Genomic DNA, 13,325 nt, shown 5'->3' with positions numbered 1-13,325 from the left:
GGTAGATTGGGGACGGAGTTGGACAGATCACCTACTGTCGCCGCCGAATTCTAGGAGGATTCCGATGTCCCTGGTCCGCAAAGCTGCCCGCCCCTGCTGGGAGCCGTCTTCATAGCAAACGGCGTGGACCGCCTGCGCAACGCGGACGAGGCGGCCGAGCAGCTGAAGCCCGTCACCGAGGAGGTCGCTTCGATCGTCCCGCAGGCGGAGGCCGCAGCGCAGAATCCCAAGATGGCCAACTATGTGATCGCAGGCGTCGAGATCACCGGCACGGCCCTTGCCATCGGCAAGTTCCCACGGCTGTCCGCGCTCGCGCTCGCCAAGGTCCACGCCCTGGAGGCCTACGCGGAGTACCGCACGGCCTCGCTCGAGACATCGGACGACGTCACCGCGCAGCGCAAGTCTCTGGTGAAGAACCTGGGCATCCTGGGCGGTCTGGGCCTGGCCTCCGTGGATCTCAACGGCAAGCCTTCCCTGGCATGGAGGGCCGAGCACATCGCGAAGAGCTCCAAGAAGAAGGGCGCGCGCTTCGGCGAGAAGACCGTGAAGCGGGCTGAGGGTCTGGGCGCCGATGCCTCCAAGGCGCTGAAGTCCCTGGAGAACGACGCCAAGAAGCAGTTCAAGGCGGCCGAGAAGAAGGCCTCTCAGACGGCCCGCTCGGCGGCGAAGAAGGCCGAGAAGGCCGCGAATACCACGAAGAAGCGGGTCTCCTGAATTTGAAGGCTGCTGCTCACACCCCGGTGCCCCCGTTCTGGAATGCTCCCAGGCCGGGGCACCGGTGCGTGGGCAGGTGTCTGTTCCGGCGTCGAAGTCGCTGACGAACCGGTTCCTTCTGCTCGCAGGCTTGGGCCGAGGCCCTGCCACCGTGATCAATCCGCTGAGGTCGCGGGATTCGGATCTCATGCTCGCCGGGCTGGAGGTGCTGGGCGCCTCGGTCGAGCGCATGCCGGACACGGAGGGTGAGGAGACGCTGCGGGTCTCCCCATCGTGTGGGACGCCCCCGATGATGGCAGTCCGGCCGAGATCGACTGCGGACTCATGGCACCGTCATGCGCTTCCTTCCGGCGGTGGCGGCTCTCACGGGCCGGGCAGTGCGCTTCGACGGTGACCCTGAAGCGCGCGTTCGCCCGATGGGAGCGGTGCTCGACGGCCTGCGCGCATTGGGGGCAGAGATCGAGGAGCACGGAGAGCCCGGGTTCCTGCCCTTCACGGTGCATCCCCGCAGGGGCGTCGTCGGCGGCGAGGTCACCATCGACGCCTCTGCCTCCAGCCAGTTTGTCTCCGGGCTGCTCCTGGCCGCGCCCCTGTTCCGCGAGGGCTCACGCTGCGCCATTCGGGTGCGCAGGTTCCCTCGCTCGAGCACGTGGAGATGACGATGGCGGTTCTTCAGGAGGTGGGTGCTCGCGCATCGTCTCCGGCCCCGTTCGCCTGGCGGGTGGATCCGGGCGAGATCACCGGCTTCACAGTGCGTGTGGAGCCTGACCTGTCGAACGCGGGCCCCTTCCTCTGCGCGGCAGCTCTGACGGCGGGCGAGGTCTCGATGGAGGGCTGGCCGCTGGAGTCGACGCAGATCGGTAAGCGCTGGCCCCGGCTGCTGGAGGACTTCGGCTGTGAGACGACTCTTGCACCTACCTCGGAGAGCACCGGCACCCTGACGGTGCACGGCCCCGAGGCTGGTCAGCCCAGGAACGGTCGACGGCACCGCCGAGCTGACCCCGACGGTGGCTGCTCTGGCCGCCGCGGCGGACGGCGAGACGACGTTCACCTCGGTGCAGCACCTCCGAGGCCACGAGACAGACCGGCTTGCGGCGCTCGTGGCGGAGATCCGTCGCCTGGGCGGATCCGCGGAGGAGACGGAGGATGGATTCCGCGTCACGGCCCCCGCGCAGCATGGTGCTCTGGTTCATGCCTACGCGGACCATCGCATGGCGACCTTCGGCGCCATGATGGGCCTCGTTCTCGATGGTGTGGAGGTCGACGACATCGGCACCACAGCGAAGACGATGCCAGATTTCCCCGCCCGCTGGGCGGCGTTGATCAGCTGACGCTATGAGCAAGTGGGACAGCTGGGATGAGTCTCGGGCCAGGATTCGGCCCAATAAGAAGGATCCCGCCCGCGCACGAAGGACGCCCCTTCGCATCTCGATGCTGAGCTGGGCAGGGTGGTCCAGGTGGACCGCGGCCGGTACACCGTGTCGATGCTTGATGACTCCCGCCCGGTCACGGCCATGCGCGGCAAGGCCATGCGTCGCTCGGCGGAGGGCCGGACGCCTGTGGTCGCGGGTGACGTGGTGGGGTTGGTCGGCGACACCTCGGGCAACGAGGGCTCGCTGGCACGTCTGGTCCGCATCGAGGACCGGTCCTCGCTGCTGCGCCGCTCCGCAGACGACACCGACGATGCGGAGCGAGTCATCGTGGCCAACGCCGATCAGCTTCTGATTGTGGTGGCTGCGGCTGACCCGGAGCCGCGGACCGGCTTCATCGACCGCGCTCTGGTGGCGGCCTTCGAGGCTGGCATTCGACCGGTCCTTCTCGTCACGAAGGGCGACTTGGCGGAGAGCGCCTCGGATCCTGCAGGGCTGGTGAGCCACTACGGGGACTGGACCTGGAGATCGTGGTGTCCGCCCGGTCGGGTGCTGACGAGGCGGAGAGCGATGGGCTCGACCCAGCCTCCGTCGCGTCTCTGCGTGAGCTTCTGAGCGGTCATGTGACCGCACTGATCAGGCATTCGGGGGTCGGCAAGTCGACGATGGTGAATGAGCTGACGGGGGCGGATCGGGCCACCGGCGGCGTCAACGCCGTCACCGGGCGCGGTAAAGCATACGAGCTCAAGCGCGGTGGCTCTCACACTGGGCAGCACGGGCCTGGTGATCGACACTCCCGGGGTGCGCAGCTTCGGGCTGGCTCATGTTGACCCTGACGATGTGCTGTCCGCCTTCGAGGATCTCGTGGAGGGGTCTGTCGACTGCGAGCCGGGCTGCACGCATGAGTCTCCCGCCGGGGTGCGCCCTGGATGCCTATGTGGAGCAGGGCGGTGCCGGGAGCATGGGCCCGCTCGTCTGGCGAGCCTCCGGGGCCTCCTGAGTTCGCTCATGCCGGCGCAGAGGAGGGCCCGGCGGAGAAGAGGCTCGGCGCCTGAGCGCCAGGTCCGCATCACACAGTCTCTGCTGCCCTACTTTGGCCCTGAGGGAGGCGAATCGCCCGCCGTGGGGCCCAAATATCTTAAGCTGGTGCAGGTGTCGACGTAGCCTGAGCTCATGAGCATCGCCTCCAGCCCCTACACCGATGACCTGCGCCTGGCGCATATGATTGCCGACTCTGTGGATTCGCAGAATATGTCCTACTTCAGGTCGCTGGACTTTGAGGTGGAGACCAAGCCGGATCTGTCTCCTGTGACGGTCGCGGACCGGCAGGCCGAGGAGCTCATCCGCAGCCAGCTCGGCCGGGTGCGCGGACGCGACGCGGTCTACGGCGAGGAGTTCGGCGAGTCAGGGTCCGGGCCCCGGCGTTGGGTGCTCGATCCGATCGACGGAACGAAGAACTTCATCCGGGGAGTCCCGGTCTGGGCAACGCTGATCGCCCTGCTGGATCATGGTGAGCCTGTGGTCGGTGTGGTCTCCGCGCCTGCGCTGGGGCGCCGCTGGTGGGCTGCTCAGGGCGGCGGCGCATATACGGGAAGTCGCTGGCGCAGGCCAAGCAGCTCAGCGTCTCGAAGGTCTCGGCTGCGCAGGACGCATCCTTCTCCTACTCCTCCCTGGACGGCTGGAGAGACCTTGGCCGCTCGCGCAACTTCTTAGAGTTCACAGAGACCGTGTGGCGAACGCGTGCCTATGGGGATTTCTGGTCCTACTGCCTGGTCGCGGAGGGCGCGGTGGACATCGCGGCGGAGCCCGAGCTCGAGCTCTATGACATGGCGGCACTGGTGCCGATCGTGACGGAGGCGGGCGGGCGCTTCACCTCGTTGGACGGAGACCCTGGGTGCAGCGGCGCGAATGCTCTGGCCACCAATGGCCTCCTCCACGAGGCGGCTCTGGCAGCGCTGGCACCCGACGCGGCCACACCCATCGCCTGAGCCGAACAGCTGATCGGTAGACTTTTTAGTCACCACTAAACTAGAGTTTTTCTATGCTGCACTCAACGAGGCCCGCGCGATGCGCTCCACGCGCAGCGGTCCCAGCAGCTCTGCTCGCATCGGCCCTGACTGTCACCTCCTGCGCCGGTGAGGACGGCTCCGAGGCCGACTCCCAGAACCCCTTGGTGCTGACGACTTTCAGCGTGCTGGAGGATATAACCGCTCACATCGCCGATGACGCTGTGCAGGTGCAGTCGATCACCCCGGTGGGGCCGAGGTGCATGAGTACGACCCCTCCCCTCAGATGTGGCTGCGGCAAGCGACGCCGACCTGGTCATCGAGAACGGCTTGGGACTCGAGGAATGGTTCGATCAGTTCATCGCTCAGGGTGACGCACCCGTGGTCACTGCCACTGACGGCATCGACGCGCACCCCATTACGCGCGTCCCCGGCCATCCCGATGATCAGGGCGACTCAGCGGAGATGCCCACTGACCCTCACGCGTGGCTCTCTCCGGAGAAGGCCCTGACCTACGTCGACAACATCGAAGCTGCTTTGGCGGATCTGGTTCCCGAGGAGGCCGAACTCTTTGAGGACAACGCGGACGAACTGCGGGGCCAACTCGAGGCTGTCCGCCAGTGCCCAGGAGCGCGCCCAGAGCGTCGGCTCAGAGATATTCGTCGTCTCCTGCGAGGCGCCTTCAGCTACGCCGCGGAGGATCTCAGGCTCACGGAGCACTACCTGTGGCCCCTGAATGCCGAGGATGAGGGCTCGCCCCAGCAGGTGGAGGCTCAGATCGAGTTCGTCCAGACCCACGACGTCGACACGATCTTCTGCGAGTCCACGGTCAACGACGGCCCGCAGAGACAGGTCGCTGAGGCCACAGGAGCCCAGCTCGGCGAGACCCTCTATGTCGACTCCTCACCGAGGCCGACGGCGTCGCACCCACCTACCTCGACCTGCTGGAGCACAACATGACCACCATCCTCGAGGCCGCTGAATGACCTCTGCAGTAGGCCCTGGGCATGACCCCGCGGTGGTGTCTGCCCTGACGGTAAGCTATTCGGGGTGACCGCTCTGGAGGACATCTCCTTCAGCCTCCGCCCGGGGAGCATCACAGCACTGCTCGGAGCCAACGGCTCAGGCAAGTCCACGCTCTTCAGCGTCCTGCTGGGCTTGGTGACTCCCTCTGCCGGGGAGGTGCATCTCTTCGGCGAGCGCCCTGCGGCGGCACGGCGGCACAACCGGGTCAGCTATGTGCCGCAGCAGGATGCGGTGGACATGGCTTTTCCCATCACCGTGGAGGAAGTGGTGATGCAGGGTCGTTTCGCCCATCAGGGCCTGACCCGTCGGCCCTCCGCGGCGGACCGCGCCGCGGCGGAGCAGGCGCTGGCGGATGTGAGCCTTCTGGAGCTCCGTCAGCGCGGGATCGGTCAGCTTTCCGGGGGCAGCGCAAGCGGGCATTTGTGGCGCGCGCCCTCGCGCAGGAGGCACCTCTGATGCTGCTGGACGAACCGTTCGCGGGGTCGACCGCGGATCGGAGGAGCTCATCACGCGCGTGCTGCGGCGACTGCGCAGCAGCGGTGCCGCAGTGCTGGTGTCCACGCACCATCTGGAGGGTGCGGGCCCTGGCCGATGAGGTGCTTCTGCTCCATCGCCGGATCCTGGCCTCGGTAAGCCCGGGAGGTCCTGACCGAGACCAACCTGGCGCTGGCCTTCGGCGCCGCCATCGGCGGAGAGCTCGGGTCAGCGCAGTGATGGAGGCCATTCTCACCCCTCTGCAGTACCCCTTCATGCAGAATGCGCTGCTGGTGGCCGTCGTCGCCTGCGCGGTCTGCGGCATGCTTTCGTCATGGCTGGTACTGATGGGCTGGTCGCTCATCGGCGAGGCTGTGGCTCACTCGATCCTTCCTGGGGTGGTCCTCGCCTTCATCATCAGAGTGCCCCTGGGGGCAGGCGCCTTCGTCTTCGGGATGCTGGCGGTGGTGCTGACCGGTGCGCTGGGCCGAACCACTCGGCTGAAGCAGGACGCAACGATCGGCGTGGTGTTCACCTCGCTCTTCGCCATAAGCCTGGTCCTGATCTCCACGGTGACGACCTCCACCCACTTGCAGCACATCCTCTTCGGCAATGTCCTGGGCACGTCCCGCACCGACCTCTACCAAGTCGCTGCACTGGGGACCCTGACCGTGCTGGTGCTGCTCCTGAAGCGCCGCGACTTCACCCTGGTGGCCTTCGACCCGACCTACGCCCGGACAGTCGGCCTGCCGGTGGGGTCCTGCATGGGGTCCTGCTGGTGCTGCTGGCCCTGACAGCGGTGACGTCCCTGCAGACGCTCGGGGTGATTCTGGTGGTTGCGATGCTGGTGATTCCGGGGCGGCGAGCTTCCTGGTCGCCCGGCGGTTCACCACCATGCTGATGCTCTCCACGGCGGTGGGCGTCATCTCGGCGGTGGTGGGTGTGTATGCGAGCTACTGGCTGGACGTCGCCACGGGCGCCTCGATCGTGCTCGCCGCCTCCGCTCAGTTCGTCATCGCCTACGGACTGGCGAGTGTGCGCAGGCTCCGCAGCCGCCGGACCCCGGCGTCGTAGACTGGGCATCATGCCGCGAACCTCTGCCCAGGGACAGTCCACGCATGCCCCCGCAGCCACCACGAGCGTCGAGGACTACGCGAAGACGATCTACGGCATCGCCGAGTGGGAGGGCTGCCGTCACTGCCAGCGCACTGGCCAAGAAGCTCGGGGTCTCCAACCCGTCAGTGACTCTCATGGTCAAGAAGATGGCGGAGCTGGGCCTGGTGGACCATCAGCCGTATGCCCCCATTCGCCTGACCCACGCGGGGCACCGGCTGGCGCTGGCGATGGTCCGGCGCCACCGACTCATCGAGACCTGGCTGGTCAATGAGCTCGGCTACGGCTGGGACGAAGTGCACGAAGAGGCGGAGCGCCTGGAGCATGCCGTCTCCGAAGTATTTGTGGACAGGCTCGATGAGCGGCTCGGACGTCCTGCCTCGGACCCACACGGCGATCCGATTCCCGCGAAGGACCTCAAGATGCACTACCCCTCGACGACTCGCCTGTGCCAGGTGCCGGGCCGGACGCAGGCCGTGGTGGAGCAGGTCGACGACGCCGTGCCCGAGGCCCTGCGGATCCTCGCCGAGCAGCAGGTCACGATCGGATCATCGGTGCAGGTGCTGGAGGCCCTCGATGGTGAGGTGACGCTTGCGGGCGGAGCGGGATCCGGATTCTCGCTCTCCACGACGTGGCCCACGCTGTGCGGGTGAGCACTGCCGCATGAGTCGAAGCGGTGCGATGAGGACTGCAGCCCTGGTCCTGGCGGTCGCGGCCGCTGGGGCAGCCGGAACGCTGCTGCGACTGGCTGCCGGGCAGCTGGTCGGCGAGGCTGAGATGCGATTCCGTGGACGACGTTCGCCGTGAACATTGCAGGCTCGGCGGGACTGGGCCTGCTGGTGGGCATGATTCGTGTCCGTCGCCCAGGAGACTGGGTGATGCCGGTGCTCGGCACGGGGCTTCTGGGATCCTTCACGACCCTCTCGGCGGTCATGGTGGTGGCTGGCCCGTCGCTCCTGGGCGGGAGCTTCGCTGAGGGTGGCCCGAGTCTGATCCCTGACCCTCTGGAGATGATGGCCTACCTCATCATCGCCATGCTGTTCGGCACGGCGGCCGCCGGGTGCGGGATCACCGTAGGCCAAGCCATCTTCGACAGCGTCCCCGAGCCGACTGATGAGAACGAAGTGATCGACCCTCGCGAGGGGACGCCGAAGCTGGATGATGATGCGCGTCGGGAGGCTTCCGAATGACCGCTGCTGTGGTGCTGGGAATAGCTGTGGGCGGCGCATTCGGCGCGGCCGTCCGCTATCTGCTGGATCGGTACCTGCCCGCCGGTCTGCTCGCAGCGAATGCTCTGGGCTGCTTCGGCGCGGGGATCCTGTACGGGCTGCTGGTCTCCGGGAGCGGGCTGGACGAGCAGCTGGCGACGGTGCTCGCAGTGGGCGTCTTCAGCGCTCTGACGACATTCGCGACGGTGTCCCTGCGGTCGGCGCTGCTGTGGCTGGACGGGCGACGCTGGGCGGCTGTAGGCATGTGGGCCGCCCATGCTGGGGCCGGACTGGGAGCGGCGATGCTGGGGTCCTGATCACCGCTTAGCGGTAAGCGGGAATGTTGCACGCGGATTCGCGGTTATCCTATAGTGACGGTCTCCGGGAACCGGGGCCAGTTTGGCAACAGCATATGGGGACGATCGGTTTCGACGATCTGAGTTGAGCATGGGGAAGCGTGTCGTGGATGCCAAGCGACCACGTTAAAACCGTTTGTGCAACCTAATAAGTGCCGAATCTAAGCGCACTGACTTCGCCCTCGCTGCATAACAGCAGCGACCGCGAGTCTGTCAGCCTGAGTTTGCTATCGACTCAGTGCCTGGCATCAGCTAGATAGCCACTGGGATGAGGACCTGGCCGCAGGGTCCGATTCCGACAATTTATGCGGCTGGACCTGCTCAGGCGCTTGTCAGTATGACGCCTGAGGTCGAGATGCGATGAGCTGACTACACACGTAGAAGCCCATGCAAAGCCAGATCGGACGCGGGTTCGATTCCCGCCGTCTCCACAGTGAAAGAGGGGCTGGGCACTTTGTGCTCAGCCCCTCTTTGTGCCCCCAACGTCTCGTATGAATTCAGTTTTACTGTCACTGAGAGCGGCAACTTGACGGATTGGAAAGCTGACTATTTACTAAGCGAGGGTCATCTTTGACCTGCATCACATTCGCACTGTGAAAGGCCAGCACTTTGACCTCAATGCTTCTCCGTCGCGCACGAGAAAACGTTTTATAAAAGGCGGCGGCGCGCTCCTTGCCGTGGGAGTCCTCGGAGCGGCGGCATCTCTCACAGCCTCGCAGTGGACGAGCCAGGACAGTATCCGCGGTGACGTCTCCGTGGGCTCCTTCTCGCTAGTGATCAGCGAGGAGGACCTTGCATTCGAGCAGCTTGTACCGGGCGAACCGCAGGTCTCGCTCCACACGCTGTCGAACAATTCGACGACGCAGGCGGACGTCCGGCTCACCACTGAGGCGATCCCGAAGGAAGTCGATTTTGACGTCACAATCTACGACGACAACGCTGCTTACCTCAGCGGAGACTCACGTCAGACCTTCGGAGCCGACGAAATTCTTTCGATGGACGTGGGAGAATTCGTAGCCGTTGCGATCACCGCAGAAGTGGATTCGTCCGCTGAAGCCATGGGCAGGACCTTCGAAGGACTCACCTTCACGTTCACCGGCACCCAGGTGATCGATGCTGACACCGCTCCGAGCGGATGAGCGGGGCGCGTCAGGCACGCGCGGCGCTCTCAGGGCTCATCGGACTGGCTGTGGTGCTCCTCGTCGCACTGGCCCTGAGCGCTCAGTTGGATCTTGTTCAGCTACGCGCCGTGCAGTCCAGCTCCATGGAGCCTGAGCTGAGCGTTGGGGACCTGCTGCTCAATCGAACCGTGGATGCCTCTGAAGCTCACGAGGGTGAGATTGCCACGATCACCCACCCGGACGGGCACCTCGTCACACACCGCGTCATCTCCAACGAGCCCGGGCCCTCCGGCGAGCGGCTGATCGAGATGCAGGGGACGACAACCCCACTGCCGACGCGGTGAAGTATGCGGCCCGCACCGCCGAAGTGATGGTGCTCAGAGCCCCTGGGTCGGCCAGCTCGTCCTGTGGTTCGGGAGCCGATCCAGTCTCTGGCTTCTCGTGGTAAGCGTAAGCGCCTAATGATTCTCGCTGCGCTGCTGCTGCCTCGGCGAGGCGCTCCCGAGGCATCCGAGGAGCAGGAGCTGTGACGGCGGCGCGCCGACTGCGGACCACCTGTGTGACGCTGGCCGCAGCGACGGCCGTGTTCGCATCCTCCGTCCCCGCATTCGCGCAGGAGACGGTCACCTCTCACACCGACGAATCGCTGAGAGTGACATACCCGGACGGGCCGCTGCACCTCACTCTGCCTGGTCCCGGCACCTTCGACACCGGCCGGGCTGCCGTGACGAACACAGCTCCGGGGCCGATGGATGTCACGATCACGTCCTCGTGGCCGGATACCCGAACTGCGGCCGCCGGGGCCGAGGCTCTCCGCGACATTCTGCCGGGCATCAGCCGGCCCAGGAAAGCTGCGGCGAGAATGCGCTGCGCGCAGACTTCAGGTCGGACCAGTGCCTCACGCACACCCTCCAATCCGGAGAGGTCTGGGATGTCGGCTTCGTGGCGTCCCTTCCCCCGGTGCCCCGGAGACCGCTCAGGGGATTTCGTCGTCCTTCGAGGTGGAGTTCGGTGCCACAGCGGGCAGCCCCTCCCGAGTGCCCCGGAGAGCACGCAGCCCGTGAACTGCCCGAACACTCCCGCCGAACCGAGCCGCGGCGGTGCCAAAGCCTCCGAGGACGGAGACCACGCCGCACCCCCTGCGCTGCTTCAGGAGGAGCGGGCTCCGCCCCGGAGCAGAGTCCCACGTCAGAACACGACTCTGATGGGCATGACGCGGCATCAGGCGGACGCGGAACCCCGAGCCTGGGCCTCGCCGACACAGGGTCTGCTCCGGCGCTCCTGCTCGCCCTCAGTGCGCTTCTCACCGCGGCGGGCATCATGGCGAAGAGTCGGCACCGCAGACATGGGGGTGCGCTGTGAGCCGCTGCCTGCGCCCGCACACCGCTGCGGCCGCTGCATGCGCGCTGGTAGGCCTGATGACCCTCCAGGCGGTGGCTCCACGCACTCTCAGTGGACCGACCAGGCAGTCATCACCGGGACGGTCTCAGTGGCTGGGGACGCCGACAGCGAGAGCGCCCCTCCGCCAGAGCCTTCCGGTGAGGCGAGGCACGGCCTGGATTAGAAGTCCCGCATGGAGTACGAGTAGCCGAACCCGTAGATCACGAGCGCGAGCGTCACCGCAGCGGCGACGGCTGCGGCCCATAGGGCGTACCTCAGCACTCTCACGGGCACACCCTTGGACCTCGGCCGCTTTCTGTTCACGGAACGATGACCGCCCGGCCGCGCAGCTCACCGTCGTGGAGTTTGCGGTAGGCCTCCGGGGCGTCGTCGAGACTGAACTGTTCGGTGTCGACGGTCAGCTGGCCGGTCGAGCCAGTTCGATGACTTCCATCAGCTCAGGACGCGAGCCCCAGTACGGTGCGCGCAGGCGTGAGCCGAAGGGCTGGCCGAGCAGGCCGACCGGGCGGGTGACGGCGTAAGCGCCGACCAGCACAATGTCAGTCCGCGGTCCGCTCACGGCATCGACGATCTTCATGACCGGCTCATTGGTGACGAAGTCGAAGACTGCGGTCACGGGCTCACTGGTGACGTCGCGCCGCAGCGCCTCCGCAGCGTTCTCGTCGGAGAGGTAGGCGTAGTGCGCCCCGACCTCTCGGGCGAACTCCAGCTTGCTCTCGGTGACGTCCAACGCCACCACAGTGGCCGAGGTCAGGCGACGCAGCAGCTGCACGGCGATGTGCCCGAGCCCGCCGACCCCGATGACCACAGCAACGCTGCCTGGAACGAGCAGATCCAGCGACCCCTTGATCGCGTGGTATGGAGTCAGTCCGGCGTCAGTCAGCGCGACGCTCTGGACGGGATCGAGATCGCCCAGGGGCATGAGCAGACGCGGATCGGAGACGATCATGTACTCAGCCATTGAGCCGTCCACACCCAGGCCCGGGGCACAATGCCCATACCGGCCGCATGGGGGCAGTAGTTCTCCTGGCCCTCAGCGCACGCATGGCAGCGGCCGCAGCCGCGGGGTCCGTAGACGGCCACGGACTCGCCGACCTGAACGCCCGTGGTGCCCTCGCCCAGCGCGTCCACCACGCCCACACCTTCGTGGCCGAGAGTCATCGGCAGCGGGTACCCGAACGCCTGGTACTGCTCCTCGGTGAGGCTCATGACGAAGCTGTCGGGTGGCAGGCTCCGGCGGCGGTGATGCGCACGCGCACCTCCCCGGCCCGGGATCAGGCGTGGGCACCTCATGGATCTCAGGGGCCTGGCCGACGGCGACGTAGCGGAGTGCCTTCATGTCTCTCTCCTCAAGCTGTGGCCTGCGGCGCTGTCACAGGAGCGCGCAGGCGCATCGGTGTCGAATCCTGTGCCTCCCTCATTCTGCCACCGTGGGGCATCCAACGAGTGGCGACGATCGATGCGGCCATCGTCACGATCAGCACCCCGACGATGACCACCAGGGACATCGTCGTGCTCACCTGCGGGACGGGCACATGCTGACCGCCGTTGATGAAGGAAAGGGTGTTCTCCCCCAGCGCGTGCAGCACCAGCTTCACACCGATGAAGCCCAGGATGGCGGTGAGCCCGTAGGAGAGGAAGACCAGACGCTGCACCAGCCCGTCGATGAGGAAGTACAGCTGGCGCAGGCCCATCAGTGAGAACGCCGTGGCGGCGAAGACGATGAAGGGCTCCTGGGTGAGTCCATAGATCGCCGGGATCGAGTCGAAGGCGAAGAGCAGATCAGTGCCGCCGATGGCCAGCATGACGATCAGCATCGGGGTGGCGACCCTCTTACCGGCCTCGCGGACGGTCAGCCGGTGCTCATCGAAGCGATCCGTCATCGGCACCCAGCGGCGCAGAGCCCTGACCGCAGCCCTCTCGCTCGGTGGGGCGTGGGAGGACTTGGGGCCGACCTCCCGCCGCAGCATGTTCGCTGCGGTCACGATGAGCACTGCCCCGAAGAGGTAGAAGACGCCGCTGAACGCCTCGATCAGTCCCGCCCCAGCAGGATGAAGACGCTCCTGACGATCAGCGCCAGGATGATGCCGAACAGCAGCACTCGCTGCTGGAGCCTGCAGGGCACGTTGAAGGTGGAGATGATGACGAGGAACACGAAGAGGTTGTCCACCGACAGCGCCTTCTCCGTGATGTAGCTGGCGTAGTAGGTGGCTGCCGCGTCGGGGCCCAGGAGCGGGATGAGCAGCACGCCGAAGAGCACGCCCAGTCCGATGTAGACGCCGCTCCATATCGCCGCCTCACGAAGCGTCGGCTCGTGGGAGTGCCGCACGTGGGCGAAGAAGTCGAAGATCAGCAGGCCGACAACAGCAGTGCCGGTGAGGAGCCATACCCAGATCGGGATGTCCATGGAGTACGCCTTTCGAGGTCACGACGACGCCGAGCATCGTCGCGAGTCTCTCCACCGTGCTCTGGCCTGAGCCGAGTAAGCCGCTGCGCCCGGCGGATGAATGGCATCCGCGTGCTGTCGTCCGCAGCG

Annotated in this window: 15 protein-coding genes, 1 other RNA gene and 5 pseudogenes; 19 read left to right on the top strand and 2 right to left on the bottom strand. The window is 66.3% G+C overall.

Annotated elements, in window-relative coordinates; all coding sequences use genetic code 11:
- Positions 1 to 123: 123 nt before the first annotated feature.
- From K0H76_RS07800 to K0H76_RS07710, 19 genes and pseudogenes are all read left to right on the top strand, one after another.
- A complete protein-coding gene (locus K0H76_RS07800) occupies positions 124 to 714 on the top strand; it encodes a DoxX family protein (protein ID WP_258935037.1) in 591 nt (196 codons plus the stop codon).
- Between the two features lie 76 nt (positions 715 to 790).
- On the top strand, positions 791 to 1,108 hold the full coding sequence (locus K0H76_RS07795) for a hypothetical protein (RefSeq protein ID WP_258935036.1): 318 nt from the start codon (positions 791 to 793) through the stop codon (positions 1,106 to 1,108).
- A complete protein-coding gene (locus tag K0H76_RS07790; RefSeq protein ID WP_258935035.1) occupies positions 1,050 to 1,373 on the top strand; it encodes a hypothetical protein in 324 nt (107 codons plus the stop codon). Before K0H76_RS07795 ends, K0H76_RS07790 begins: the two co-directional genes overlap by 59 nt.
- A 2-nt stretch (positions 1,374 to 1,375) precedes the next feature.
- Positions 1,376 to 1,576 (top strand): annotated as a pseudogene (locus K0H76_RS07785) (3-phosphoshikimate 1-carboxyvinyltransferase); the annotation flags it as partial.
- A gap of 145 nt (positions 1,577 to 1,721) precedes the next feature.
- Positions 1,722 to 2,045: a hypothetical protein gene (locus tag K0H76_RS07780; RefSeq protein WP_258935034.1), complete on the top strand. Its 324-nt coding sequence runs from the start codon at positions 1,722 to 1,724 to the stop codon at positions 2,043 to 2,045.
- 4 nt (positions 2,046 to 2,049) lie between these two features.
- Positions 2,050 to 3,089, top strand: a pseudogene (gene rsgA / locus K0H76_RS07775) (ribosome small subunit-dependent GTPase A); the annotation flags it as partial.
- A 168-nt stretch (positions 3,090 to 3,257) separates the two neighbouring features.
- A pseudogene (gene hisN, locus K0H76_RS07770) lies at positions 3,258 to 4,072 on the top strand (histidinol-phosphatase).
- A gap of 306 nt (positions 4,073 to 4,378) precedes the next feature.
- Positions 4,379 to 5,050, top strand: a complete 672-nt coding sequence (locus K0H76_RS07765) for a zinc ABC transporter substrate-binding protein (protein WP_258935033.1) — start codon at positions 4,379 to 4,381, stop codon at positions 5,048 to 5,050.
- 90 nt (positions 5,051 to 5,140) lie between these two features.
- Complete coding sequence (locus K0H76_RS07760; protein ID WP_258935032.1) at positions 5,141 to 5,572, top strand: ATP-binding cassette domain-containing protein; 432 nt, start codon at positions 5,141 to 5,143, stop codon at positions 5,570 to 5,572.
- The gene (locus K0H76_RS07755) at positions 5,572 to 6,384 is read left to right on the top strand and encodes a metal ABC transporter permease (protein WP_258935031.1); all 813 of its coding nucleotides are present in this window, start codon (positions 5,572 to 5,574) and stop codon (positions 6,382 to 6,384) included. Before K0H76_RS07760 ends, K0H76_RS07755 begins: the two co-directional genes overlap by 1 nt.
- Complete coding sequence (locus K0H76_RS07750; protein WP_258935030.1) at positions 6,369 to 6,491, top strand: metal ABC transporter permease; 123 nt, start codon at positions 6,369 to 6,371, stop codon at positions 6,489 to 6,491. The genes K0H76_RS07755 and K0H76_RS07750 overlap by 16 nt, the downstream gene beginning before the upstream one ends.
- Positions 6,491 to 6,664: a metal ABC transporter permease gene (locus tag K0H76_RS07745; RefSeq protein WP_258935029.1), complete on the top strand. Its 174-nt coding sequence runs from the start codon at positions 6,491 to 6,493 to the stop codon at positions 6,662 to 6,664. Before K0H76_RS07750 ends, K0H76_RS07745 begins: the two co-directional genes overlap by 1 nt.
- A 44-nt stretch (positions 6,665 to 6,708) precedes the next feature.
- The gene (locus tag K0H76_RS07740) at positions 6,709 to 7,356 is read left to right on the top strand and encodes a metal-dependent transcriptional regulator (RefSeq protein WP_258935028.1); all 648 of its coding nucleotides are present in this window, start codon (positions 6,709 to 6,711) and stop codon (positions 7,354 to 7,356) included.
- A 10-nt stretch (positions 7,357 to 7,366) separates the two neighbouring features.
- Positions 7,367 to 7,510 (top strand): hypothetical protein, encoded by a 144-nt coding sequence (locus tag K0H76_RS07735; protein WP_258935027.1) that lies wholly within the window; start codon positions 7,367 to 7,369, stop codon positions 7,508 to 7,510.
- Positions 7,507 to 7,893, top strand: coding sequence for a CrcB family protein (locus tag K0H76_RS07730; RefSeq protein WP_258935026.1), 387 nt, complete (start codon positions 7,507 to 7,509; stop codon positions 7,891 to 7,893). Before K0H76_RS07735 ends, K0H76_RS07730 begins: the two co-directional genes overlap by 4 nt.
- The gene (locus K0H76_RS07725; protein WP_258935025.1) at positions 7,890 to 8,228 is read left to right on the top strand and encodes a CrcB family protein; all 339 of its coding nucleotides are present in this window, start codon (positions 7,890 to 7,892) and stop codon (positions 8,226 to 8,228) included. Before K0H76_RS07730 ends, K0H76_RS07725 begins: the two co-directional genes overlap by 4 nt.
- Positions 8,229 to 8,325: 97 nt before the next feature.
- Positions 8,326 to 8,701: a transfer-messenger RNA gene (ssrA, locus tag K0H76_RS07720) on the top strand.
- 159 nt (positions 8,702 to 8,860) lie between these two features.
- Positions 8,861 to 9,406 (top strand): hypothetical protein, encoded by a 546-nt coding sequence (locus K0H76_RS07715; RefSeq protein WP_258935024.1) that lies wholly within the window; start codon positions 8,861 to 8,863, stop codon positions 9,404 to 9,406.
- Complete coding sequence (locus K0H76_RS07710) at positions 9,403 to 9,732, top strand: S24/S26 family peptidase (RefSeq protein ID WP_258935023.1); 330 nt, start codon at positions 9,403 to 9,405, stop codon at positions 9,730 to 9,732. The genes K0H76_RS07715 and K0H76_RS07710 overlap by 4 nt, the downstream gene beginning before the upstream one ends.
- Before the next feature lie 1,356 nt (positions 9,733 to 11,088).
- Here the strand turns inward: K0H76_RS07710 and K0H76_RS07705 are convergent.
- Together K0H76_RS07705 and K0H76_RS07700 are read right to left on the bottom strand one after the other, a co-directional pair.
- Positions 11,089 to 12,128 (bottom strand): annotated as a pseudogene (locus tag K0H76_RS07705) (NAD(P)-dependent alcohol dehydrogenase).
- 10 nt (positions 12,129 to 12,138) lie between these two features.
- Positions 12,139 to 13,196 (bottom strand): annotated as a pseudogene (locus tag K0H76_RS07700) (TerC/Alx family metal homeostasis membrane protein).
- Positions 13,197 to 13,325 lie beyond the last annotated feature (129 nt).

This window comes from Nesterenkonia pannonica (genome assembly GCF_019575955.1).
Classification (GTDB): Bacteria; Actinomycetota; Actinomycetes; order Actinomycetales; family Micrococcaceae; genus Nesterenkonia; species Nesterenkonia pannonica.
This window is presented reverse-complemented; position numbering and strand designations above follow the sequence as displayed.